Source organism: Luteitalea sp. TBR-22, assembly GCF_016865485.1.
In the GTDB taxonomy this organism is placed as follows: domain Bacteria; phylum Acidobacteriota; class Vicinamibacteria; order Vicinamibacterales; family Vicinamibacteraceae; genus Luteitalea.
Genome location: NZ_AP024452.1, coordinates 351,047 through 375,918 on the forward strand (window position 1 = coordinate 351,047; position 24,872 = coordinate 375,918).

Annotated in this window: 22 protein-coding genes; 20 read left to right on the forward strand and 2 right to left on the reverse strand. The window is 71.6% G+C overall.

Annotated elements, in window-relative coordinates; genetic code table 11:
* Positions 1-26: 26 nt before the first annotated feature.
* Positions 27-2,849 (reverse strand): serine/threonine-protein kinase, encoded by a 2,823-nt coding sequence (locus tag TBR22_RS01505; protein ID WP_239491182.1) that lies wholly within the window; start codon positions 2,847-2,849, stop codon positions 27-29.
* Between the two features lie 123 nt (positions 2,850-2,972).
* Between TBR22_RS01505 and TBR22_RS01510 the strand changes: the two genes are divergently transcribed.
* From TBR22_RS01510 to TBR22_RS01600, 20 genes are all read left to right on the forward strand, one after another.
* Positions 2,973-5,312 carry a serine/threonine-protein kinase gene (locus TBR22_RS01510; protein WP_239491183.1) on the forward strand — a complete coding sequence of 780 codons (2,340 nt, stop codon included), beginning with the start codon at positions 2,973-2,975 and terminating at the stop codon, positions 5,310-5,312.
* A gap of 137 nt (positions 5,313-5,449) precedes the next feature.
* Positions 5,450-5,581: a hypothetical protein gene (locus TBR22_RS26695; protein WP_255665306.1), complete on the forward strand. Its 132-nt coding sequence runs from the start codon at positions 5,450-5,452 to the stop codon at positions 5,579-5,581.
* A 185-nt stretch (positions 5,582-5,766) separates the two neighbouring features.
* Positions 5,767-5,958 carry a hypothetical protein gene (locus TBR22_RS01515; protein WP_239491184.1) on the forward strand — a complete coding sequence of 64 codons (192 nt, stop codon included), beginning with the start codon at positions 5,767-5,769 and terminating at the stop codon, positions 5,956-5,958.
* Between the two features lie 25 nt (positions 5,959-5,983).
* Positions 5,984-6,235, forward strand: coding sequence for a Flp family type IVb pilin (locus TBR22_RS01520; protein ID WP_239491185.1), 252 nt, complete (start codon positions 5,984-5,986; stop codon positions 6,233-6,235).
* 19 nt (positions 6,236-6,254) lie between these two features.
* Positions 6,255-6,689 carry a hypothetical protein gene (locus TBR22_RS01525; protein WP_239491186.1) on the forward strand — a complete coding sequence of 145 codons (435 nt, stop codon included), beginning with the start codon at positions 6,255-6,257 and terminating at the stop codon, positions 6,687-6,689.
* Positions 6,682-7,608 carry a Tad domain-containing protein gene (locus TBR22_RS01530; RefSeq protein ID WP_239491187.1) on the forward strand — a complete coding sequence of 309 codons (927 nt, stop codon included), beginning with the start codon at positions 6,682-6,684 and terminating at the stop codon, positions 7,606-7,608. The genes TBR22_RS01525 and TBR22_RS01530 overlap by 8 nt, the downstream gene beginning before the upstream one ends.
* Complete coding sequence (locus TBR22_RS01535; protein ID WP_239491188.1) at positions 7,595-8,263, forward strand: hypothetical protein; 669 nt, start codon at positions 7,595-7,597, stop codon at positions 8,261-8,263. The genes TBR22_RS01530 and TBR22_RS01535 overlap by 14 nt, the downstream gene beginning before the upstream one ends.
* 54 nt (positions 8,264-8,317) lie before the next feature.
* Positions 8,318-9,160, forward strand: a complete 843-nt coding sequence (cpaB, locus tag TBR22_RS01540; protein WP_239491189.1) for a Flp pilus assembly protein CpaB — start codon at positions 8,318-8,320, stop codon at positions 9,158-9,160.
* Positions 9,161-9,175: 15 nt separating this feature from the next.
* Positions 9,176-10,408: a pilus assembly protein N-terminal domain-containing protein gene (locus TBR22_RS01545; RefSeq protein WP_239491190.1), complete on the forward strand. Its 1,233-nt coding sequence runs from the start codon at positions 9,176-9,178 to the stop codon at positions 10,406-10,408.
* Between the two features lie 4 nt (positions 10,409-10,412).
* A complete protein-coding gene (locus TBR22_RS01550) occupies positions 10,413-12,479 on the forward strand; it encodes an ATPase, T2SS/T4P/T4SS family (protein WP_239491191.1) in 2,067 nt (688 codons plus the stop codon).
* Entirely contained in the window at positions 12,476-13,354 is an 879-nt protein-coding gene (locus TBR22_RS01555) for a type II secretion system F family protein (RefSeq protein WP_239491192.1), read from the forward strand. The genes TBR22_RS01550 and TBR22_RS01555 overlap by 4 nt, the downstream gene beginning before the upstream one ends.
* A complete protein-coding gene (locus TBR22_RS01560; protein WP_239491193.1) occupies positions 13,351-13,602 on the forward strand; it encodes a hypothetical protein in 252 nt (83 codons plus the stop codon). The genes TBR22_RS01555 and TBR22_RS01560 overlap by 4 nt, the downstream gene beginning before the upstream one ends.
* Positions 13,603-13,669: 67 nt before the next feature.
* On the forward strand, positions 13,670-14,545 hold the full coding sequence (locus TBR22_RS01565; RefSeq protein WP_239491194.1) for a type II secretion system F family protein: 876 nt from the start codon (positions 13,670-13,672) through the stop codon (positions 14,543-14,545).
* A 10-nt stretch (positions 14,546-14,555) separates the two neighbouring features.
* The gene (locus tag TBR22_RS01570) at positions 14,556-16,517 is read left to right on the forward strand and encodes an FHA domain-containing protein (protein WP_239491195.1); all 1,962 of its coding nucleotides are present in this window, start codon (positions 14,556-14,558) and stop codon (positions 16,515-16,517) included.
* A 16-nt stretch (positions 16,518-16,533) separates the two neighbouring features.
* A complete protein-coding gene (locus TBR22_RS01575) occupies positions 16,534-17,442 on the forward strand; it encodes an FHA domain-containing protein (RefSeq protein ID WP_239491196.1) in 909 nt (302 codons plus the stop codon).
* Between the two features lie 67 nt (positions 17,443-17,509).
* Positions 17,510-18,883, forward strand: coding sequence for an FHA domain-containing protein (locus TBR22_RS01580; RefSeq protein WP_239491197.1), 1,374 nt, complete (start codon positions 17,510-17,512; stop codon positions 18,881-18,883).
* Complete coding sequence (locus tag TBR22_RS01585; RefSeq protein WP_239491198.1) at positions 18,880-20,703, forward strand: GspE/PulE family protein; 1,824 nt, start codon at positions 18,880-18,882, stop codon at positions 20,701-20,703. The genes TBR22_RS01580 and TBR22_RS01585 overlap by 4 nt, the downstream gene beginning before the upstream one ends.
* Positions 20,703-21,467 (forward strand): PP2C family serine/threonine-protein phosphatase, encoded by a 765-nt coding sequence (locus tag TBR22_RS01590; protein ID WP_239491199.1) that lies wholly within the window; start codon positions 20,703-20,705, stop codon positions 21,465-21,467. The genes TBR22_RS01585 and TBR22_RS01590 overlap by 1 nt, the downstream gene beginning before the upstream one ends.
* A 59-nt stretch (positions 21,468-21,526) precedes the next feature.
* Entirely contained in the window at positions 21,527-22,075 is a 549-nt protein-coding gene (locus TBR22_RS01595; protein ID WP_239491200.1) for a hypothetical protein, read from the forward strand.
* Positions 22,072-22,428: a DUF192 domain-containing protein gene (locus tag TBR22_RS01600; RefSeq protein ID WP_239491201.1), complete on the forward strand. Its 357-nt coding sequence runs from the start codon at positions 22,072-22,074 to the stop codon at positions 22,426-22,428. Before TBR22_RS01595 ends, TBR22_RS01600 begins: the two co-directional genes overlap by 4 nt.
* A gap of 135 nt (positions 22,429-22,563) precedes the next feature.
* Here the strand turns inward: TBR22_RS01600 and TBR22_RS01605 are convergent, their stop codons facing one another.
* A complete protein-coding gene (locus TBR22_RS01605) occupies positions 22,564-24,828 on the reverse strand; it encodes a S9 family peptidase (RefSeq protein ID WP_239491202.1) in 2,265 nt (754 codons plus the stop codon).
* Positions 24,829-24,872: the final 44 nt, after the last annotated feature.

Genomic DNA, 24,872 nt, shown 5'->3' on the forward strand with positions numbered 1-24,872 from the left:
CTGACTGCCGGCCGCCGACTGCCGTTTCACCTGACGCTGATGGTCCCGATGACCAACCGGTCGCGAGCCGGCACGAGGGACAGCACCAGTGAGCGCCGGCGCTGTTCCCCGCCCGGCAACTGGGTGAGCAGGCTGGCCCGGACCCCGAACTCGTCGCTCGCCCGGACGATGGTCACGTTCTCGAACACGCACACCAGTTCGCCCGTCGTGCGGAACGCTTCCTCGAGCTCGTTGCGCCATGCCGGGCCCATGTTCGGATACAGCCGGTTGAGGCCGCCCATGTCACGGCCCTTGTAGGCGCCGCAGAACTGCGAGATCGTCGCGCGGGCCTCGTCGTTGGACCAGAGAGAGAGGTCCGGCCCGGTCGGCGGCTGTTGTGTCTGGGTGGTCTGCGTCGTCGACGGGCCCGTCGACGGCGGTTCGTCGACCTTCGGCGGGGCCACCACCACGGGCGGGACGGCCTTGCCGCTGTCGTTGAACGCCTGCAGGTACTGCGCACGGGCGTCCATGTAGCTGGTCACGGCCTTCTTCAGTCGGCCGGCGGAGCGATGTCGGTCGGCCTCCTCCTGCAGGCTGTTGCCACGCTGGTATCGCTGGCTGCTCGTCAGGCGCAGGTCCTCGGCGCCCCGGCGAGCCGCCAGCGTCTGCCGCCGCGCATTCTCCACCACGCGGTTGCGTTCCTCCTGCAGCAGGGCCGCCGGCACGCCCTGAATCTGGTCGATCGCCGCCAGCGCCCGGTCGTACCGGCCCGCCGACGCCAACTGGCGCGAGGTGGCCCAGGGATCGCGCGCGACCGGCGCTGCGGGCACCGGGTCACCCGCCGGTGCGGGTGCGGCCGGTGCCGGTGGCGCAGGCCGGGGTGCTGCCGGGGTGCTTGCGGGCGTCACCTCGGGCGGCGTCGTGCCACCGCTCTCCGGCGCCGGTGCGGCGTCCGCGGGGGGTGGCGTCGACGTCGACGCGGTAGCGGTCGACGGTGCCGCGCGGCGGGCGACGACGAACCAGTAGCCGCCGCCGGCGAGCAGGAGCAGGAGCAGGAGGCCGACCGCCGCCGGCAGGACGGCCGAACGTGCAGGCGCGGGCGGCTCGCCTGGCGGGATCGCCGGGCGCGTGGCCGTCTGCGTCACCGTCGTCGGGTGCCGCAGCAGCGCCTCTGCCGCGGGCGCCGGTGCGGCATTGGCCTGCCGGGGTGCGGCCGGGGCGGCCGGTGTGGGCCTCGGGGCGACCGGCGGCGTCGGCGGGCGAACGGGTGCGGGCGTCGGCCTCGTCACGGCCGGGGGCGCAATGGCAGGGGCAGTCGCCGCCGCTGCCGCGTGCGGCACTGGCGCCGACCCCGTGTCCCGTTCCTCGATCAGCGCCTGCAGGCGCTGCTGCAGGCGTGGCACGTCGCGGTGCGCGGGGTCGAGCCTGGCCAGCGCCTCGATCGCCTTGCGGGCGCCCGCCACGTCGTCCTGCTCGATGGCGCGGCTGGCCTGCGCGACCAGGCGGGCAATCCGTTGCGCCCGGGCGCGCTCGACGATCTTCTGCTGCACCGCGAGCGCGTCGGCCGCATCGGGCGCCAGCGTCAGCGCCTCGGCGATCAGCGCCTCGGCTTCCTCGAAGTGATCCTGCTGCAGCGCCTGTCGGGCACGCGAGGTGAGTGCGGCCACCTGGCGGTCGTCCATGCGCTGCTGCAGCGCGCCGCGGAGGCGCTCGAGCGCCGGGTGGCGGGGAGCGATGTCGGCCAGCGCGCCGATGGCGGCTTCCGCCTCCTCGATCGAGCCGCTCTGCAGGGTGTCGTCGGCCCTGGTGAGGGCCTCGTGGATGCGCAACTCGAGTCGGCGCCCCTGCAGCTTCTGGCGCAGCATCTGGACGTCGGGACTGGGCGACGTCCCCGACTCCAGCTTCTGCAGCAGGCCCGAGGCAGTCGTCAGCTGGCCCTGCGCAATCGCTTCCTCGGCCTCCCGCATCAGCTCGCGGCGCGACGTCGTGACGTCCCTGGCCGGCGTGACCACGGTCGGCTCGGCGGGCAGGACGATCAGCGTGTGCTCCGGATCGAGGCGCCGGGCGATGCCGAGAAACTCGCGCTCGAGGACCTTGGCGCTGTCGGCGCGTGCCGAGGGGTCCTTCTGGAGGCACCGCGCGATGGTCTTGACGAGCGCGTGCGGCACGTCGGGCACGAACGTCTCGATGGGGCGCGGCTGCTCGCCGACGATCTGGCGCGAGACGTGGTAGAGATTGTCGCCGCCGAAGGCCTGCCGGCCCGTGAGCAGCTCGTAGGCGACCGCGCCCACCGAGAAGATGTCGCTGCGCGGGTCGACCGGCTGGCCGGTGATCTGCTCGGGCGACATGTACTGCGGCGTACCGACGATCATCCCGGCCATCGTCATGCCCGAGGCCTCGTTGCCGTGGGCGATGCCGAAGTCGAGGAGGCGCAGGGTGCCGGAGCTCTGGGCGATCAGCAGGTTGGACGGCTTGACGTCGCGATGGACGATGCCGCTCTCGTGGGCGTGGCCGAGGCCGGCGCAGAGTTCGGAGAGCCAGTGGACCTTGCGGGCCAGCGGGATGGCCTCGCCGCTCCTGATGATCTGCGACAGGGTGCGGCCGGCGATGAACTCCATCGCCAGGTACGGGTTGCCCTCGTGCTCACCGACCGCGTAGATGCTGACGATGTGGGGATGGTGGACCTTGGCGGCGAGTCGCGCCTCGCGCAGGAAGCGGCGACGGGTCTCCTCGTCGGGGACCTTCAGGACCTTGATGGCGACCGGCCTGTCGAGCATCGGGTCGTACCCGAGGTACACGACTCCCATGCCGCCGTGGCCGAGGCGGTCCCGGACGTGATAGGGCCCGATCTGTCCTGGAAGCTCGTCCACTCGGGTGTCCGACCGTACTGTAAACGATTGCGATCCCGCGCATCGCACGAACCCGGAGGCGTCCGGGGTCGTGTCCGGGATGTTCAGCCCCCTCCGCCGCAGCGTTAGGAACTAGGAGCCTTCATGAGCGACGTGCCCGCGATCATCGGTCGATACGAAGTGGAACGCCTGCTCGGCGAAGGCGGGATGGGCGTGCTGTACCTGGCCCGTGACCCGGTCATCGACCGCCACGTCGCGCTCAAGCTCCTCCGCGTCAACGGCGAGGACCTGCGCCGCCGCTTCATCCGTGAAGCGCAATCGGCAGGACGGCTCCAGCACCCCAACATCGTCACGGTGTACGACGTCGGCGACCACGACGGCCAGCTGTACATCGCCATGGAGTACATCGACGGCGATACGTTGGCGCTGCTGATCCGCGAGAACGCGCCGTTCTCCCCCATCCGCAAGCTGGACATCATCGACGAGGTGGCCGACGGCCTCGGGTTCGCCCACCAGCGCGGCATCGTCCACCGCGACATCAAGCCCGCGAACCTGATGATCTCGCGCGCCGGGCTGGTGAAGGTGCTCGACTTCGGCATCGCCCGTGTCGCGACGCGGGAATCGGGCGAGATGGACCGGCCGACGCTCATCGGCACCCCGGCCTACATGGCGCCCGAGCAGCTCGAGGGCGCCGAGGTCGACGCCCGCAGCGACATCTACGCGCTCGGGCTCGTGATGTACGAGCTCTTCTCCGGGTGCCGCGCGTTTGCCGGCGCAACGACCGCCGACGTGCTGCAGCGCGTTCTGGCGGCCCAGCCGACGCCCCTCGAGCAGCTCGTTCCGTCGATCGACGCCGAACTGGCCCGGATCGTCGCCCGTGCGATGGCCCGGCAGCCGGCCGATCGCTACCAGGACCTGCAGGCGATGCGCAAGGACCTGGCGCGCGCCCGTCGTCGCGCGATGCAGGCCAGCGCCGACGACGCCACGATGGTGGTCGCCGTGCCGGCATCGGCCACCCGGCCGGTGACCCCGCCCGCGACCGTGGTCCCGCCGCCGCCCACGCCTGCTCCCGGCGGGGCCGCGACCGTCACCCAGGAGGACCGCGCCCTGGCGCACCTGGCGACGCGCCGCACGTCGCCGGTGACGCCGCCGCCGGTGCCGCCGCCCGCGCCGGCTCGCCCGGCGGACGAGACGGTGTTCGCTCCGGTCGTTCCCATGGCACCACCTCCAGTGCCCTTGCCGGTCCCGTTGGCGTCGGGGGTGCCCGACGAGGGACCGCTGCCCGTGCCCTTGCCGTCGGTGCCGTCGGGCGCGATTCCGCCCTCGGCAGGCGGTCGGGCCACCGTCGATGCCCCGGCGATCGCCGAAGCGCGCGACCGCACGCGGCCGGCCGTCGATGGCCCGCCCGTCGTGCCCGGCCCCCCTCCCGCGCTGCCAGGGACGCCGGCCTCGCCGATGGCAGGCCTCAGGCAGCCAGTGGCCGCCGCGCCGCCCCCGCTCGCGGCTCCGGGTGTCGTGCCGTCGGTCGGAGGAGCGACCACGCCATTGCCTTCTGCCCGCAAGGGCATCCCCGCGGCGGTGTTGATCACGGCGGTGATGGCGCTGTTGGCCTGCTGTTTCGTGGCGGCCTTCGTGGCGTTCCGGATGATCGGCGCGGGCAGCCTGTCGGGGTTGTTCACGCGGACGGTGGAGCCGAAGATCGCCGGCCCGGTGGATCCCGGCCCGGTGACGCCCGGCTCGACCGGCGTCGATGCGACGCGTCCCGAGCCGCCCGCGGCGCCGCCGGCCGCGCCCTCGCCGTCGACGGAAGTGGCACTGGACATGCCTGCCGCCACGCCGGTGCCCGAACCTGCCCCGGCCACCGCGGCGCCCGCACCGCCTGCGGCCGAACCGCGCGTGGAACCGCCCCCGGCGGCCCCCGTGTCGTCGTCGCCGGCCCGGACGCCGGCTGCTGCCGCCCGGACGCCGCCACCCGCGACCAGGCAGGCTCCCGTCCGTCCGGTCGTCCCCGCGCCACGCCAGGCACAGGGTCCCCCGCCGACGTCGTCGGCGACCCCGCGCGACGTGCCGCGGGAGGCCCCCGTCGCGGTCGAGGCGCCACGCGTCGTCGAGCGCGCGCCCGAGCGCCGGGAGCCCGAGCCGCCGGCCGCGCCGGTCGCGCCACAGGCCGAGGGGCTGTCGCTGGTACGCGCGTACGTCGCGGCGCGCAACACCGGGCACGCGGCGGGGATCCGCCGCGTGTGGCCGTCGGTCGACGAGGTGCACCTGCGACGCATCACCAGCGCCTTCTCGGCCCCGCTCACGCTGGGGGACTGCGACGTCGATGCGCGCGACGCGCAGCACGCGGTGGCGACCTGTCGGCTCACGCAGGCCGGCACGACCGGGGCCTATGCCCAGGGACAGGCGCTGACCATCAGGCGCACGTTCGTCTTCGATCTCCAGCGCGACGGTCGCGGCTGGGTCATCGCCGGGCTGCGGGAATGATCCCGGGCCGGATCGGGGACGCCGGCACTGGACAAGCGGCGGCAAGCGCATATGATGCGCAGCAATCAGTCCGAGGTGACCAGGTGACGCGCAGGCCAGCAGCCAGACCCACGACATGCAGGGCGGAGTCCGGGCAGGTGGCGGTCGAGTGGTTGATGGTGGCCGGCATCCTGACGGCCGTGGCCATCATCCTGACCGGCATGTTCCAGCCCGTGCTGGTCGGCGTGGTGCGGATGCTGGCGCGCAGCGTGCGGACGGTGGGGCTGTGACCCTTCGACTCGGCCGACTGCGTCGGCCTCGCTCAGGGCAAGCCCTTGTCCCCGGTCGGCTGCGTGAGCAGGGCCGGGTGGCGCCGGCTCTCGGAACTCGCCGCGCGCCGCAGGCGCACCTCGGCGAGTCATCAACCGGCCGCTCCGCTCGTGGCCAACGGGGCCAGACGGCGACCGAGTACCTGATGATCGCGGGCCTGTTGACGGCCATGCTGATCGTCCTGTCGGGCATCGTGATCCCGACGATGAAGCTGGTGGGGGTGAAGGTCGTGGAGCACATGGTGGTGCACCTGACCAGCCCGCCGCGCGACGAGAACGCGCCGCCGCCCCCCTGCCCGGAGTTCGTTGAGCCCGAAGCGGGCGTTGAGTGTCAGTAACGGCCCACACGGCCAAGGAGAGCGCATGGAATCCACGAGCAACAGCGGACTGATCCGGACGATTCGACGCAACGTCAGCGCGCGGCGACTCCGCCGGGAGGAAGGCCAGACCCCGACCGAGTACCTGATGATCGTCGGCATCATGGCGGCGGTCATCCTGATCGCGTTCATCTTCTTCTTCTGGGACACGGTCAAGCCGGCGGCCTCGAGCTGGTCGACCAAGGCGGCCGACGCGGTGGGCGCCTCCAAGAACGAGAAGTCCACGGTCGACAAGTAGGCAGGGTCCCTACCCTTCCGTGCGCACCATGCTCCCTGCCGCCCGTCGCGTTCGCGCGCGACGGGGCCAGGCCACGCTCGAGGCGATGATGATGATGGGCTTCCTGCTCCTCCTCGTCTTCGGCCTCATGCACCTCGTGATGTTTGCCGTCACGCGGTACATGGTGCAGTACGCCGCCTTCGCGGCCGTGCGCGCCGACGTGGTGGGCAACAGCCCGCAGATCGCCGCCGAGGAGGTCATGGCGAACCTGAACTGGTACGCCGACGAAGGCGGCGAGATGCCGGTGACGGTGGAGTGGGGGCTCAAGGGCTTCACCTCGGGCTTCTACGTCAAGACCCGCGTGCCGTTCGGGTTCCCGATCTACGAGTACCTCGAGCCCGAAGGGATCGAGATCGTCGCCTTCGCGCCCACCAACACCCAGAGCGACCGACCGAGCGGGGGGGACAATGACTAGCGAACGCGGCCAGTCGACGCCTTTCTTCCTCTGCTTCCTGGTGCTGATGACCGTGATGGTCGGCACCATGGTCAACGTCGGGCAGGCAATCAACCGGCGCATCGCGCTGCAGATCGTCGCCGACGCGGGCGCCTGGACGGGCGCCACCAACATGGCGATCGGCCTCAACGGCTTGGCCGAGGTCAACCAGTGGCGCCGCGACATCGAGCCGATCGCGAGTGTCGGCGTGCCGCTGGCCGGCCTCATCGGCCTGGACGGCATGGTCCAGAAGATCTGGGAAGTCGGCACGATCATCATCAACTTCGTCGACACCGGCATCCAGGTCGGCTACGCCAAGATCCCCTACGACGAGGCAGCGCGCGTCACCTGGTACAACGCGCACGATCTCTTCCCCGGCGAGCAACTGGAGTGGTACGAGGGCTACCGGCCCTGGGGCGATCCCGACGCCGTCAACGAGGAAGTGCCGTTCTCGAAGTCGCGCCCCACGGCGTGCCAGGACCAGCCGTTCTGGACCAGCACGTTCTTCGTCCTGCCCTGCCTGGTCGACCTGGCGCCGATCGAGAACACGGTCTACTACGTGGTGCCGTGCTTCCCCTTCGGCTACTGCCCGTCCTCCTACACGTACGTGAAGTGGTTCGAGAAGGAGGGCGAGGAGATCTCGTTCGTGTGGGTGGTCAAGGCGCCCGAGACCAAGGCGATCTTCAACCCCTTCGACGTGTTCGGCGACGACGCCATCCCCGAGATGGTCGCCGCCGCCCATGCCAAACCCGTCGGCGGCACCATCGAGGAGGGCGAGGACGAGTACCGCGTCCGCATGGAGCCGCTCAGTGCCGCGGCGATGTACTTCTCGCCGAGCGCGGCGTTGCACGGCGGCAACTACGACCCCATCTTCGAGAAGTGGCGCCGTGTCCTCTACTGACGTCCGTCGTGCCGCCCTCGTGACCGGTTCGCCGCGCGGTCGTCGCGGGCAGGCGACCATCGAGACGATGCTCATCGCCATGATGGGCGTCGTGTTCCTCGCGGTGGCCTTCCAGTTCTACCTGACCAACCGCAGCATCTCGCGCACGCTGCAGGAGGTGCACGGCAAGATGCTGAGCGGGTTCTGGGAGTACAACAACAAGGACACCGAGTACAACCCGGAGACCGTGAAGGTGATCTGGTCGACCAGCCAGGGCATCGACTCGGTGAGGGTGCCGCGGGTCGGGTTGCTGCAGGACGACCTGCCCGAGGACCTGCGCATCTACAGCCACTGGGTCGAGCAGCACGGCGATCCGGACGACGACTGCGAGCCCTCGAGCCCGCCGTGCAAGCGCACCAAGGCCGGCGGCGGCCTCGATGCGGGATCGCCCTGGGACCTGGCCGGCCAGGGCATCGAGCAACTCGCCACCAGCGGCTACTACGACTGGCTCCTGTTCAACGGCACCAACGCCCTTGGCGACATGACCCAGCTCAAGGAGACCCTGCAGGACGTGCAGGGCGCGGCCCAGGTGCTCAACAACGTCGGGGACTGCATCGACGATCCCGTCGGCTGCGCCTGGGACTGCATCTGGGGCGACTGCCCCTGGGACATCTGAAGCACGCCGGGCGTTCGGTCGGCGGCCCGCCACCTGTTTCCTGAGACGACACCTATGTCCGGTCGCGCAAAGCTCCTCCTCTCCCTCGTCCTCGGCCTGCTCGCCGTGTTCCTCGTGTACGTCTACGTGCGCGGCATCGAACGGCAGCTGTACGAGGAAGTCGACATGCAGAACGTGGTGATCACCCGCGAGGCCATCGCCGCCGGGACCGCCATCGACCAGGGCCAGATCCAGCGGATCGCCGTGCCGCGCAAGTACCGCCAGCCCCAGACCTTCCCGACCGTGGAGGAGGTCGCCGGCCGCGTCGCCGTGGTGCCCATCGCCGCCGGCACGCAGGTGAGCGGCAGCATGCTGGCCGACGCCGGCGCCGAGGCGCTCTCGTTCGAGGTGCCGCGAGGCCGGCGCGCGGTGGCGATCACCGTCACCGACGACACCGGCGTCGGCGGCCTGATCCGTCCCGGCAACTTCGTCGACATCATCGGCACGTTCGAGTTCGGGCGGCCGGTCGGCTACCAGAACGGGCGCGTCCAGTACGCCGACGAGCGCACCGAGGTGCGCACGATGATGCAGAACGTGTTCGTCGTGGCGGTCAACAAGGAACTGCGCCGTGAGCGGGTCGAGCGCGAGACGCAGGGGTCGTCCGGCAACGCGCCGCCGCAGACGCGCGAGCGGTCGCTGCGCACCGTGACGCTGCTGGTCGAGCCCAACCGCGTGCAGGAACTCATCCTCGCCCAGAACGTCGGCGACCTCACGCTGTCGCTGCGGTCCTCGCTCGACGACACGGCCGTCAACCTGCCGTTCCTCGACCCGATGCAGTTGCTCGGCGTGACCGTGCCGGTCAAGCCCAAGGCGCGCCCGTTGCAGTCGTTCCGCGACGTCGGCCGTGGCCTGTTCTGATCCAGAGGAGGCGTGATGCTCTTCCCTCTCCGTCACCTCCGCGCCGCCGGCGTCGTGCTCGTCGCCCTCCTCGTGGGCGCGACCGCGGCGCTCGCGCAGCCCGTGCGCGAGGAACTGACGATCTACGTCAACGAGGTCACCACGTGGTCGCCCGGCTATGCGATGGGCGACATCGTGCTCGGCTCGCCGCTGACCGCCGGCTACGAGCCGGTCGGCGGCCGCAAGCAGTTGATGCTGCGCGGCAAGAAGCCGGGCCGCACGACGCTCAACATCTGGGACCAGAAGAAGGTCCTGCGCCACGAGATCACGCTGATCGTGACCACCCGCGAGGCGCAGGCCGTCGAGGCCGACCTCCGCAACCTGCTGGCGCCGTATCCAGGCGTGTCGATCTCGAAGCTGGGTGGCGAGATGCTGCTGGTGGGCACGGTGAACAGCCAGGAGGAACTCACCGCGGTCAACAACCTGGCGCGGGTCGCGAAGGTGCAGTCGACCGTCACCGTGAAGGCGGCGGCACGCCCCGTCGTGCCGGCGGTCACGCCCATGGCGCCGACCACCGCGCCGGGGGCCGGCACCACCACGACGCCAGGCGCGCCGACCACGACGCCCGGCGCCACCAGCGCGCCGGTGGCGACGGCGCCGGTTGCCGAGGCCGCGCCCAACGCCGTGGCCTACGAGCTCGAGCTGTTCGAGGCCAGCGTGCAGTTCAAGACCGGTGAGTACGGACGCGGCGTCGAGCCCTCGGGGCGCAGCCTGTACAAGGGCACGGTGACCGCGCCGATCGGCGGCGAGAACGAGATCTTCATCGGCGGCCCGGCGGTGGACCCGAAGAACAAGAACGACAAGTCGCTCAAGGACACGGGCATCAGGCTGACCGTGCGCCCGCGGCAGGGATCGCGCGGGTTGACCACCGCCGTGGAGGTCGAGACCAACGTGCCGCTCGAGTACAACCTGTACGACCCGGAGGTCTGGCGTCGCTCGCGGTACTCGTTCTCGACGTCGGAGGGCGTGCCGTTCGCGGTGTCGGGCAACGACCTGCTGGCCGCCCCGGCGATCGCCGGCGGCATGAGCGCGATGGGCAAGGCGACGCGCGGCGCCTCGGCGGCCGGCAGCGTGCCGGGCGCGAGCAACGTCGGCCTGCAGTACGTGCCGGTGTTCGGCAGCCTGTTCGGATCGACCAACTACAAGAGCAAGAAGACGCAGATCCTCGTCGTGTTCCGGCCCACCCTCACCACGGCGGCCCCCAGGTAAGGCCATGCGACGCCTCAAGGTGATCGGCGTCACGTCCGGGTCGGGCGGCGCGGGCAAGACGTTCGTGGCGACCAACCTCGCCGTCGGCATCCTGCACCAGGTGCGGGGCGGCGTGCTGTTCCTCGACGCGTCGGCGCCGTGCCCGGGCGACGGCTGCCTGAAGATGGGGCTGCCGCGCAACAAGAGCGTCAGCGACCTGCTGCCGCTGCTCGACCGGCTGACGCCGGAGTTCCTGGCCTCGTACCTGATGTCGGCGCCATCGGGCGTGCCGTGCCTCTCGCTGGTCAACGACGTCGTGCAGGGCAACGCGCTGAACCGCAAGGTGCTCGAGCAGGTCTTCCGCGTGCTCGACCAGGCGTTCGACTACCTGGTCATGGACCTGTCGCTGCTGACCGGCGACGTCGGCGCCTTCCTGATCGACAGGACCGACCAGGTGTGCCTGGTCGTCGACCCGACCCCCGCCGGGCTGCAGCGCGCCGGGCACCTGCTCGGCCTGCTGCGGACGGCGCAGGTGCCGATCGCCGCGACCGGCCTCTGCGTCAACCGCACCACCGAGTCCCACACGGGGCTGAGCGCCGCGCAACTCGGTCCCCAGGTGCTCGCGTACCTGGCCGACCAGCCCGAGACCGTGCGTTGGGCGGAGACCAAGGGCCACACGCTGCTCGAACTGCGGCCCGACGACGAGCTGTCGGCCGGCTTTGCCGACCTGTCGCGCGCCTTCATCCAGCGCGCCTTCCGCCACCGCGCCGAGCAGGCCCGCGAGTCGTCGGGCGAGGCGACGCCCGCCGAGGCGCGGCGCGACCTGAAGCTCCGCATCCTGCGCCGCCTGATCGAGGAGATCGACCTCCGCAAGGGCGACCTCGGCTACCTGCACGACCCGGTCAAGCGCCAGGAGATGCACGTGCGCGTCGAGGGCAAGCTGGTGGCGCTCGTGCAGGAGGAAGCCACCGAGGTCTCGCGGCAGGATCGCCGGCAGCTGGTGAAGGAGCTGATGGACGAGGCGCTCGGCCTCGGCCCGCTCGAGGATCTGCTCGAGGACCCGACGGTCACCGAGATCATGGTCAACCGCATCGACCAGGTGTACGTCGAGCGCAAGGGCCATCTGACGCTCAGCAACGTCAGCTTCCTCAGCAACGACCAGCTGCGCGGCATCATCGAGCGCATCGTCGCGCCGCTCGGCCGCCGCATCGACGAGAAGGTGCCGATGGTGGACGCCCGCCTGCGCGACGGCAGCCGCGTCAACGCGATCATCCCGCCGCTGGCCCTCAAGGGGCCGGCGATCACGATCCGCAAGTTCTCCAAGAAGCTGCTCGGCATCCCCGATCTGATCGGGTTCGGCTCGATGACCGAGCAGATCGCCACCTTCCTGGGCGCCGCGGTCCACGCGCGCCAGAACATCGTCATCTCCGGCGGCACGGGATCGGGCAAGACCACGCTCCTCAACGTGCTCTCGTCCTTCATCCCCGACGACGAGCGCATCGTCACCATCGAGGACGCCGCGGAGTTGCAGCTGCCGCAGGAGCACGTGGTGTCGCTCGAGTCCCGCCCGCCCAACATCGAGGGCGAGGGCGCGATCACGATCCGTGACCTGGTGCGCAACTCGCTGCGCATGCGCCCCGACCGCATCGTCGTCGGCGAGTGCCGTGGCGGGGAGGCACTCGACATGCTGCAGGCGATGAACACCGGCCACGACGGCTCGCTCACGACGCTGCACGCCAACACGCCGGTGGACGCGCTGAGCCGCCTCGAGACGCTCGCGCTGATGGCCGGCCTCGACCTGCCCGCCCGCGCCATCCGCGACCAGATCGCGTCGGCCGTGCAGCTGGTGGTGCAGCAGTCGCGCCTGCAGGACGGCAGCCGCCGCATCACCTACGTCACCGAGATCTGCGGCCAGGAAGGCACCGACTTCGTGACCCGCGACGTGTTCCGCTTCGAGCAGACCGGGCTGACGCCCGACGGCAAGGTGATCGGGCAGTTCCGGCCGACCGGGCACGTCCCGGAGTTCGTCAAGAGCCTGCCCAACTTCGGCATCCAGGTCCCGGAGGAGATCTTCCTCCACCAGACGCTATGACCCCGACGCTGCTCCTGATGAAGATGGGTGGACTCGGCGTGCTGTTTGCGGCCGCCGCGCTCTTCGTGAGCGGCGGCGGCGAGGCCGTGGGCGCCTGGTGGCGCGTGCGGACGCGCACGTACGGCTCCTGGATCGTCGACGAGTTCGACGCGATGTTCGAGGCCATCACGGTCGAGCGCGCGCAGGCCTTCATCACCGGCATGACGGTCGGCGGCGCGCTCATCGGCTTCCTGCTGGGCAACTCGCTCGGCAGCCGCGTGTTCTTCGCGATCTTCCTCGCCGCGCTCGGCTACTTCGTGCCGCAGTTCTTCGTGATCTGGCGCCGGCGGCAGCGCCTCGACCGCATCGACGACCAGCTGGTCGACGCGCTGCGCCTGATGTCGAACGGCCTCAAGGCGGGCCTCAGCCTGCAGCAGGCGCTCGAACTCGCCGTCCGCGAGACCAAGCCGCCCATCGCCGACGAGCTCGCGCGCGTCGTCAAGGAGATCCACCTCGGCCGCCTGATGGACGATGCGCTGCGTCGCTTCGCCGAGCGCGTGCCGCTCGAGGACAACCGCATCGTCGTCGACTCGATCCTGACGCTGCGCGAGACGGGCGGCAACCTGAGCGAGACGTTCGACGTGGTGGCCAACACCATCGTCGAGCGGAAGAAGGTGTCGGGCAAGATCAAGTCGATGACCGCCCAGGGCATGACGCAGGGCTTCATCATGTGCCTCATGCCGCCGGGCATGCTGCTGCTGTTCTCGTTCATCGACCCCACCTACACGGCGCCGCTCTTCAACACGCTGCTCGGGTGGGTGGTGCTGGCCATCATCGCGGCGCTCGACCTGATGGGGCTCTGGCTGATGTTCAAGCTGGTGCAGATCGACGTATGAGCACGGGAGTCGGGAGTCGGCAGTCGGGAGTCGGGAGCCTCCCCGGCGTGGATCGCGGATCGCGGATCGCGGGTCGTCGCGCGTCGCGTCGAGGGCAGACGACGACCGAGTACCTGATGATTGCGGGGATCATGACCGCCATCGGGATCCTGATCCTGCTGTGGATGTTCCAGCCGTGGCGCGAGACGGTCGAGGACGTGGCCGATTGCGTCCGGACCGACGACTGCGAGCCGGTGGGGGCGCAGTGAAGGTGACCATGCCGCACGACGACACGAGGGCGACGGGCCGCGGGCCCGCGAGGGAAGGCAGGGGCTGATGCTCACCGTGATGCTGCTGGCCGGGATGGCGTGCGCGTTCCTGGCGGTGCTGCTGCTGGTGACCAGCATCGGCGCGCCGCGCGCCCGGGAAGGCAGCGCGGCGCCCTCCGAGGTGCCCGAGGGCGCGCCGGCCTTCGTCAAGGTGTTCTTTCCGGTCATCGCCGCCTTCTCGCGCCCGGCCCGCGGCGTGAAGTGGCCGACGTACCGGTCGCGCGCCGCCGTCTCGATCGCGCGGTCGGGGTGGGGCGACGGCTTCACGGTCAACCACCTGCTCGCGCTGAAGATCCTGTGCGCACTGGTGCTGCCGCTGCTCGGGGCGCTGCTGTTCGCGCCGCTGCGCAACCCGGCCGTGTTCCTCATGGCGGCCGTCGGCGCGTTCGTGCTGCCCGACGTGATGCTGAGCAGCAGCCGCAAGCAGCGCGAGGCGCAGATCGTGCGGGCGCTGCCCGGCGCCGTCGACGTGCTGTCGCTGTCGGTGGAAGCCGGCCTCGAGTTCCTGATCGCGCTCGAGCGCCTGGTCAAGCGCGGGCTGAGCGGGCCACTGCGCGACGAGCTGACGGCGGTGCTCAACGACATCAGGCTGGGCACCACGCGATCGGAGGCGTTGCGGGCGATGGCCGCCCGCCTCGAGATCCCGCAGTTGTCCTCGTTCGTCTCGACGCTGGTGCAGGCCGACCTGCTCGGCGCCTCCATCGGCGACGTGCTCAAGTCGCAGGCATCGTTCCTGCGGACCGAGCGGTTCCAGCGGGCCGAGAAGGCCGGCGGGCAGGCGACGCAGAAGATCATCTTCCCGATGCTGCTCTTCATCTTCCCGGCGGTGCTGCTGGTGGTCGTCGCGCCCATCGCCCTGAAGTTCATCTACTCGGATTTCTGAGGTCCGGCCCGTGCGAACCCGTCGCCTCATCGTCGTGACGCCGGAGGGCGAGCGCGAGCTGCTGTTCATCGGACGCCTCACCGTGGGGCGTGCGCCCGAGTGCGACATCAGCGTCGCCGACACGAAGATCTCGCGTCGGCATGCGGAGTTCGACGCCACCGGCGTGCAGCCGCGCGTCACCGATCTCGGCAGTCGCAACGGCATCCTGGTGAACGGCCGGAAGGTCGGCGCGGCCGACCTCGTCCCAGGCGACGTGATCACCGTCGGCGACGCGCGCATCCGCTTCGAGGAGCAGGTGGCCGAGGCACCGGCGCCGACCGTCGTCCCGGTGACCGACGACCGCACGGCGGTGCTGCCGCCCATCGGCCCGGTCGCCCCAGCGCTCGCCTCGTCGGTGCCTGCGGCACCGCCCCCGGCGCTTGCCGACCCCATGCCCATGTCGGCGCCGCCGGTTCCCTCCTCGGACCCGGCGCCAGCGGCACTGCCGCCCGATTGGGCTGCCGCCGTCGCGGGTGCCGATCCGGACAAGACCAACGTCCTGTCGCGCGGGGGGCCGTCGGCCGCACCGCCCGTCTTCCCGAGTGCGCCGCCAGCCCCAGCGGTGGCGGCGACGCCAGTCCCCGCGCCGGTCCCGACTCCGTCGATGGCCCCTGACGAGCGGACCACCGTGCTGCCGCCGCCACGGCAGGCGGCGTCGGCCGGGCTCGGCACGGCGCGTCTCGAGCCGGCAGCCGTTCCGGCGCCGGTGGTGCCGCCATCTCCTCCGGCGCTTCCGTCGGCGGTCCCCGTCGCTGGTGCCCCGCCGGTCTCGAGTCCGGCCCGTGCCAGCGCAGCGGTGCCCGTGGCCGTCCCGCCTCCGACGGCCCCGCCCCCGCCTGTCGCGGCGCCGGCCGCGAGCGCCGGCACGACCAGCCCGGAGTCGCAGATCAGCGGAGGGCCGAAGTTCTCGTGGGGCGGCTTGCTCGGCCTGTTGACGGTGCTGCTGGGCGGCCTGGCGGTGCTGCTCGGCGCCCTGCCGCTGATGTTCGCCTCGTCGACGGCGATCGACGCCCTGTCGCAGCGGCAGGCACGTACCCTGGCCGGGTGGCTGGCCGCCGGCGTGCACCCCGGCGCGGGCGACATCGTGGACGCCAGCGTGATGGACAGCGTGCTGGCGCAGTCGGGCGTGCAGGAAGCGATGGTGCTCGACAAGGCCACCGGCCGCGCCGTCGCGCCGGCTTCGGTGGTGGGCAGGGCCTACGGCGCGTTGCCCGGCGTGGGCGAGGCCTGGCGGGCGATCGACGCGCCGCAGGTGGGCCGCGTGGAGCAGTTCGCCGACGCCTACGCGCCAGCGGGGCGCGGCGCGTACGTCGCCTGGGTGCGCTACGAGCGACCGGCGCTGCAGGACACCGGCCTGGCGGTGATGGTCGCGCTGATGGCGTCGCTGATCTGCGCGATCGTGGCGTCGCTGCTGGTCAAGCGCCACACGCGCGCCGTGCTCCAGCACTTCACGCGCCAGGTGGAACTGGCGGTGTCGGGAGCCAACCCGAAGGTCATGCAGGGCACGCTCATGCCGGGGCTCGAGCGGTTGCCGGGCGTGGTCGCCTACCTGCTGGAGCAGCGACGGCACGCCCAGGCCGGCATGGTTGCCGGCGCCGGCGGACCGGCGGAGACAGCCGACCCGGCCTCGGCCGGCGTGCCGGTGGTGGTGGACCCGGGGCCGCCCTGGATCGAGGTGACCCCCTCGCTCACCGTGGTGGCCTGCAGTGCACACGGACCCGAGGGCGGCGCGGCCGGATGGGCGACGGCCTCCGGCCGCCACCTGCTCGACGTGCTCGACGGCGGCCCGTTGCGCAATGCGGTCGTGCAGGGACTCGGCGCCCTGGGCATGCAGGCTGGTGCCGAGGCCAGCGTTGCCGTGCCCGACGGCCTGCCCGTCCTCCTGCGCCGGGAGTCGTCGGGACATGTGCGCGTGACTCTGGGCGCGCGTTGAGGTAGACAGAGGCCCGATGTCGGCATCCGATCGTTCGCCCGCTCGTCTCGTCCTGCAGCGCCCCGATGGCGAGGAACTCGTCTACGCGCTCGAGCAGGGTCGCTCGATCACGCTCGGCCGCGAGGCCGGCAACACGATCGTCCTCGCGTCGCAGTTCGTCTCCAAGCGCCATGCGCTGGTGTCGTGGACGCCGCGCGGCGTGCGCATCGAGGATCAGGACAGCGCCAATGGCCTGACCGTGAACGGCCTCACCGTGCACGCGGCGCAGCTCTCTTCGGGCGACGTGATCCAGATCGGCGATCAGCGGCTCGTCTTCGAGGTGGAAGGCCAGTCGATGGTCGCGACGCCGCCGGGGGCCACCACGCCCGCCAATCCGGGCAACAAGGGCCTGAAGCTGATGCTGGCCGCGCTGGGCACCCTGCTGGTCATGGTCGGCATCCTCGGCGCGGTCTACATGCTCGTCATCAAGCCGCGGGCCGAGCAGAACGAGACCACCGAGGCGCAGCGTGCCGATCCGTCGCTGCCCGACGACACGGCGATCGAACCGTTCGACTCGCCGCAGGCCCGGGCGATCGAGCAGCAGGCGCTGGCGGCCAAGGACAGCCCGGTCGGCTGGCTCTTCGACGAGGGACAACTCGCGTACAAGAACGGCCGTCTCCTCGACGCCTATCGCCTGTTGCACGGCGCCCTCAAGCGTGACGCGACGCACGAGCCGTCGCGCCGACTGCTGTTGCGCGTCATGGGCGAGCGCGACCTGCGCCTGCGCAGCCTGCAGGCGGCCGCCACGCGTGCCGAAGAGGAACTGAAGTTCGAGGAGGCGGCCCAGCAGTGGGAAGCCATCCAGGCGCTGACCCTCGAGACCGAGGCGCTGAACGCCCGGGCGAAGGCCGAGGCGACCCGGCTCCGCCAGCGCGCGACGCAGTAGCGGTCCACAGATGCGGGCCGCGCACGCGGGCGCCTTGCGGGGCCTGCGGCCGGCCGGAGCGATCCGAATGCCCAAGGTGATCATCTGGCGCGACGGCGCCATCGAGACGGAGTTCGACCCCGGCCACCGCGACTGGCGCATCGGGCGATCGGAGACCAACGACATCACGCTGCTCGACCCGCGCAAGTCCGTCTCCCGCTTCCACGCGGAGCTGCGCGAGGAGAACGGTCGCTGGGTCTTCATCGACCTGAACAGCCAGAACGGCAGCTGGAAGGATGGCCAGCGCGTCAACCGGTTGCCGCTCGAGCACGGCCACGAGGTGCTGTTCGGCGACTACAAGCTCGCCTTCGAGGACGTGCGCATCCCCGTGCCGCCACCCGTGCCGACGGCGGCCGAGGTCACCGCCGACGTGCAGGTGCCGACCGCCGACGTCCCGATTCCACCGGACCAGACGCTGATGATGCCCGGCAAGGCGGCGGCGTCGTCGCCGGCGGTGGTCGCCGCGCCGCCCCCGCCCGTGGTGCGTCAGGCCACCAAGGCCAAGCCGCCGCGCAAGGGCGTCAACCCCGTCATCCTCGTGTTGTTCCTGGTCTCGATGCTGGGCGCGGCCGGGGCCGTCGCGTGGAAGTTGTTCGGCACGCGCACGGTCGAGCCGACGATCGTGCAGCAGGAGGAGCCGCCGGCGCCCGAACCGGCCCCCGAGCCGGCGCCGGCCCCCGCGCCCGCTCCCGTGGCGCCCGCGCCTGCGGAACCGGTCGCGACGCCGGGGGCTCCCGTCGCCACCCCTGCATCGCCGGCACCGACGCCCGCCGCGCCGGTCACCACTCCCGCGTCGCCCGCCGTCGTCGCGCCGCCGGCGCCTGCCGTCGTCGCGCCGCCGCCGGGAGGCACCACGCCGGCGACGACGAGGCCGGGCGGGACACCGCCGGGAACGCCGGCTCCACCGGGCGCGCGTCCCAGGCGCCAGACCCCGACGACGCCCAAGGACAATCCGGCCGTCGTGAACCGCTACGAGGAGGGACGTCGTGCCCTCGGCGCAGGGCGCTTCGCCGAGGCAGAACGCGCGTTCGAGTCGGTGCTGGCGCAGCAGCCGGGATTCCGTGACACGGCGACGCTGCTCGAGCAGGCCCGCCAGGGACAGGCCGCGGCGCGCGAGAAGGTCCTGGCCGAGGCGCAGGCCGCCGAGCAGGGCGGCGACTGGTCGCGTGCGATTTCGCTGTACGAGCGGGCAGGTGCTGCCGACCAGGCGGCCGCGGCCCGCACGAAGATGACGGCGGCCGGCGACGATGCCTACCGGAAGGCGCGACAGTTCGACGCGCGCAACCGCCCGACCGAGGCGATGACCTGGTACCAGCGCGCGATCGAGTGGCTGCCCGACAGCGACCCGCGCAAGGCCACGGCGCAGGAGCGGCTGGCGGCCATCAAGGGAGGCGGCGAGTGACCGACGCCGAGCTCGACGCCCGGCTCGGGGAACTGCTCGTGTCCTCGAAGGCCCTCGACGCCGCGCGCGTCGACACGGCCCGCGTGTACCAGCAGGCCCGCGGCGGCACGCTGGCCGGCGCCGTGCTCTCGCTGTCGCTGGCGACCGACAAGGTCGTGCGGATGCTGCTCGAGGAGATCACCGGCATCAAGACGGTGGACCCGTCACTGATGACGGTCTATCCGGATTTCCTCGATCGGGTGAACACGCTGGTGCCCGCCCAGGTGTGGCTGGCGATGCTGGCCTTTCCGGCGCAGATGGAGGTCAATCGCCTCCACGTCTGCATGCTGAACCCGACCGACGCGCGGTATCGCCGCGCCCTCGAGTCGCTCTCGGGCTGCCAGGTGGTGCCGCTGCTGGCCACCGAGCCGGCCGTGACGGCCGCGCTCACGAAGCACTACGCGGCGTCCATGCAGGGCCAGCCGTTGCGCCACGTCGGCGAGGCATCCCTGCAGGTGGCCGAGGCTGCGTACCACGCGGCCATCGGCGCGCCCTTCGCGGCCTGTGTCGACGCCGCGGCCGCCTTCGCCAACCGCACGCGCGACAGCCTCGGGTCGGGCGCCCAGGGCCTGGAGTTGCTGGCGCGCGAGCCGGTCATCATCAGGCTCGTGCACCAGATGATCGCGCGCTCGGTCGAGGCCGGCGCCAGCGACATCCACGTGGAGCCCTCGGAGGGACGCCTGCGCGTGCGGGCGCGGGTCGACGGCGCGCTGCGGGTGCTGCACGACCTGCCGCCCTCGGTGATCCTGGGGGTCGGCGCCCGCCTGAAGGCGATGGCCGACGTGCCGCTCACCGCCGCCGCCACGCCGATCGACGCCCGCATCGGCTACGACCTGGTGTGGGGGCGTCCGGTCGACCTGCGCTTCTCGCTCGTGCCGTCCATCTCCGGCGAGAAGGTCGTGATGCGCGTGCTCGACCGCGCGCGGCAGCGGCGCGACCTGCGCGATCTCGGCGTCGACGAGGAGACGCGCGCCCTGCTCGAGGAGGCGTCGGACCTGCCCAACGGGCTGCTGCTCGTCACCGGACCGACCGGCAGCGGCAAGAGCTCGACGCTGTACGCGCTGCTCGATCGGCTCAACACCGAGGACGAGTGCATCCTCACCGCCGAGGACCCGGTCGAGTCGCGCATCCTCGGCGTGACGCAGGTGCAGTGCGACGCGGAAGAGCTGACCTACGCGATGGCGCTCAAGAGCTTCCTGCGCCAGGATCCCGACGTCATCATGGTGGGCGAGGTCCGCGACGCCGAGACGGCCGACATCGCCCTCAAGGCCGCGCTCACCGGCCACCTGGTGCTGTCGAGCCTGCACACCAACGATGCGGCCGGCGCGGTGCTGCGCCTCCTCAACATGGGCCTCGAGTCGTTCATCGTCGCCTCCTCGCTCCGCCTCGTCGTCGCCCAGCGCCTCGTGCGCCGCCTCTGCAAGGAGTGCCGCACGACCACCGAGATCGACGTGCGCACCCACCCGCTGACCGCCCCGTACGAGCGCCTTCACCATCACGGCCGCGCCACGATCCACGAGCCACGCGGCTGCCCCGCCTGCGGCGGCGCCGGGTACCGCGGCCGCACGGGGATCTTCGAGGTGCTGCGCATGTCGGCAGCCATCGAGGACATGGTGATGCGGCGCGCGTCGGTTTCCGAGATTCGCCTGCAGGCCTACCGCGACGGCATGCGCACGCTGCGCGAGGCCGCCCTCGCCAAGGTGCTGCTGGGCGAGACGTCACTGGCCGAGGTGCTCGAGCACACGGTCGCCGTCGACATGCCTGACGCCGTGCCTGCCTGATGCAAGTGCCATTCATCATCACCATTGGCGGAAGCGCCACCGACACGGGCCCCGTGCGCGAGGTCAACGAGGATCGCGTCCTGTGCGACGACCGCCTCGGCCTGTACGCCGTGTTCGACGGCGTCGGCGGCCACAACGCCGGCGAAGTGGCGTCGCAGCTCGCCCTCGAGACCCTCGCCGGCTACATCGCCCGATCGGCCGCCAACGCCGAGGACGACACGTGGCCGATGGGCTGGGATCCGCGCTTCTCCACCACGTCCAACCGCCTGCGCACCGCGGTGGTGCTGGCCAACCAGCGCGTGCACCTCGCCTCGCAATCGGACCCGAGCCTGCAGGGCATGGCGACGACCGTCGCCGCCGTGCTGGTGGCAGGCAACGTCGTGTCGTTTGCCAACGTCGGCGACAGCCGCATCTACCGCCTCGGTCCCGGCCCGTCGCGTCTGCTGACCGAGGACGATGCGGCGACGGTGGACCAGCTGGACTCGGCGGGCGAGCGCATCGGGTCGCGCCGCGCGCTCACGCGCGCCCTCGGCGCGGAGTCCGAGGTCACGCCCTCGATGGCGGAGATGCCGGTGCCGGCCTGGCTGCGGCTGTTGATCTGCAGTGACGGGCTGCACGGCGTGGTGGGGATCGAGGAACTCGAGCCGGCGGCCATCGACGGCTCGCCGCAGGACGTGGCCAGCCGCCTGGTCGCCCAGGCCATCGACGCCGGCACCCGTGACAACGTCAGCGTCCTGATCGTGGACGTGGGAGAGCGACAGTGAACGACAGCACCGGCCATCGGCCTTCGGCCAGCGGCCTTCGAGTTCCCCTTCGGGCCCCTGTGGCCTTCGCACTTCGGCTGCTGTTGGTCATCCCGGCATTCGCCATCGCGGCAGTGTCTGGCGCGGCCTCCGCCCAGCCCCTGCCGGCCAAGGACACGCAGCCCTACAAGAGCCTCGTGTACAACGTGGCGTTCAGCTACCCGAAGGACGACTGGGTGGCGGTGCCCGCCACCGGCGGCAACATCGCCCTGCTGATGCAGAAGAAGGGCGAGGCCAGCCTGGCCCTCGACTACACGGTCCTGCGCGTCGCGCTCGCCGCCGACGAGATCGACGACACCTTCAAGGAGATCGAGCTCGAGCAGCTCACGCAGCGCGCCCCCCACGCGCGCGTCGTCAGCAGCGCGCTCAGCGAACTCGGCGGCAACAAGGTGGTGGTGATCCGCTACGGGGCGAGCGGACTCACCGGTGACCTCGACGTCACGCAGTACAGCGTCGTGAGCGGCGCGTCCCTCTACCGCCTGACCTGCGCCGCCACGCGTGCGACGGCGGCCAGGCACGCGCGCGCCTGCGACACGGTCGCCCGCACCCTGACCGTCGGCAAGAAGTGACCCCGGCTCGCCGCACGCGGGTGCGCGGACCGGGCGGCGCCCTCGTCGGCGAGGTGGTCGAGGCGCGCACGGCGTGGGGGCGCATGGTGGGCCTGCTGGCGCACACCTCGCTGCCCGTCGGCGAGGGCCTGCTGCTCGCGCCGGCCTGGTCGATCCACACGTGGTTCATGCGCATCCCGATCGACGTGGTGTTCCTCGATGGCGAGGACCGCGTGCTGCGCGTGTTCCCGGCCCTGCCCGCGTGGCGCCTCGTCTCGGGCACGCGCCAGGCACGCACGGTCCTCGAGTTCGGGGCCGGCACCCTCGCGCGCACCCCACTGACGGTGGGCGACCAGGTGACCTTCGAACGCTGAGGCTGGCAATCTGAAATTCGAAGTCTGAAATTCTCGCGGGGCGCGGCGGCGCCGCAGCCCCTCGGGTTGCCGCGAGCGGCAAGGCCGAGAGGCCGGCCGCCGATCAGTTTCAGATCTCACGTTTCAGACTGCCGTTCACTCGGGGCCCGGCCGCAGGTGCGCCAGGAAGTACCGTGCGATCAGCGCGTGCAGGTGCAGCGACGTGCCCGGCCCCTCGGCAATCGCGTGCGTGCGATTGGGGTAGGCCATCATGTCGAAGGGCTTGCCCAGCTCGATCAGCCGGTTGATCAGCCGCTCGGCGCCCTGGAAGTGCACGTTGTCGTCGCCCGTGCCGTGGACGATCAGCAGCTTCCCGCGCAGGCCTTCGGCGTAGTGGATCGGCGAGCCCGCCTTGTAGCCGGCGGCGTTGGCGTCCGGCAGGCCCATGTAGCGCTCCTGGTAGATCGTGTCGTAGAGCCGCTGGTCAGGCACCGGCGCCACCGACACGCCCACCTGATACAGGTCGGGATGGCGGAACATGCCGTTCAGGGTGCTCGTGCCGCCGCCGCTCCAGCCCCACAGTCCGACGCGTGACCGATCGAGGAACGGGAAGCGGGCAAGGATGGCGCGTGTGGCCGCCGCGTGCTCGCGCGACGACAGGTCGCCGATGCTGCCGTACACCACCTTGCGCCACGCGGTGCCGCGCGACGCGGGCGTGCCGCGGGTGTCGACGCTCACGACCACGTAGCCGGCATCGGCAAGCGCGCGATGGAACAGCGTCCGCGGACCGCCCCAGCGATCGGTCACCGACTGCGCCGCCGGTTCGCCGTACACGTACACGACCATCGGATACCGCTTCGCGGGATCGAACGACGCGGGCTTGATCATCCAGCCGTCGAACGTCACGCCGTCGGCCTCGACCCGGAAGAACTCGAGCGGCGCCCGGTGCGGCTCGACGAGACGCGCCTCGAGTTCCGACGTGTCGGTGAGCGTCCGCAGCGATCGATGCGACGCCAGGTCGACCACGTCCACGACTGGCGGGCGGTCGGCGCGCGACCAGGTGTGGAATGCATGGCGGCCGTCCGGCGCGACGTCGTACTCGTGCCAGCCGGCCTGTGCGTCGGGCGTCACCCGTTCAGGCGCGGCCCCGCCGTCCAGTCGCGAGCGATACAGGTAGCGCTGCGTGGCGCTGGCCGGGCTGGCCGTCACGTACAGCCAGCCGCCGCGCTCGTCGACGCCCGCCAGGTCCATGGCGTCCGCCTCGAACGGCGTCACCGAGCGAGCCTGCCCGTCGTTCACGCCGACCCGCAGTACGTGGCGCCACGCGCCCCGCTCGCTGGCGATCAGGAAGGCGCGGCCGGCATCGATCCACACGGGGCGGTCGGTCGGCTCGACCCACGTGTCGAGCTGGTCGCGGAACAGGCGGCGGACGTCGCCCGTGCGCGCGTCGGCGAGCAGCACGTCATTGCGCTGCTGCAGCCGATCGAGCTGCTGCAACACGAGGGTGTCCGCGTCGCGCCAGTCGACGCGCGCGACGTAGGTCTGCCGCGGGTCGCCCTCGGTGCGCATCCAGCGGGTCTTGCCGCCGCCCGCCGGGACCACGCCCACCCGCACGGCGGAATTGGTGGTGCCCACCTTCGGGTACGCGAATCGCGTGACGACGGGGTAGGTCGTGTCGGTGTTGTTGACGAGCGAGAACTGGCCGACCTCCGTCGTATCGAACTGCCAGTAGGCCACGTGACGGCCGTCGGGGCTCCAGCGGAAGCCGTCGCGGACGTCGAGCTCCTCCTCGTACACCCAGTCCGACGTGCCGTTGATCGTCGTCGCCGAGCCGTCGGCGGTCAGGCGCGTGATGCGGCCGTCGTCGAGCCGCTCGACGAAGATGTCGTTGGCGCGGACGTAGGCGACGCGCGAGCCGTCGGGCGAGAACTTCGCGAACATCAGCGTCGACGGCGCTGCGTCGCCTCCGAGCTTGCGCAGGCGTCCCGAGGCGACGTCCAGCACCCAGTAGTCGCCCCGGGTGTTCCGTCGCCACACCCGCACGGTGTTGGTGAACACCAGCAGCCGCCTCCCGTCGGCCGACCACGCGTAGTCGGCCATCTCCAGCGGGTCGGTGGCTCCCTGGGGCACGAGGCGCGACGCAGGCACGAGCACCCGCCGCTCGCCCGACACGGTGTCGTAGCGCACGAGGTCGGGTGCCTTCGCGCCGCTCGCGCGTTCGAGCGTCGTGTAGCCCCCACCCTCGTCGACCCATCGGGCCGGCCCGAAGCGCGGCACGTCGTAGGTGCGCTCCCGGAAGATGCGGGAGAGGCGCGTGTCGAGGCCTGCATCCCCGGTGAGCGACTGGGCGGTCGCGACGGTGGACGCAAGCAGCAGGGCTGTCGCCGCGAGGGCACGAGCGGCGCCGGTCGACTTGAGCATGCCCGAGTGTACTTGGGCTCGGCGAGTCACGAGCGGGGGAGCGC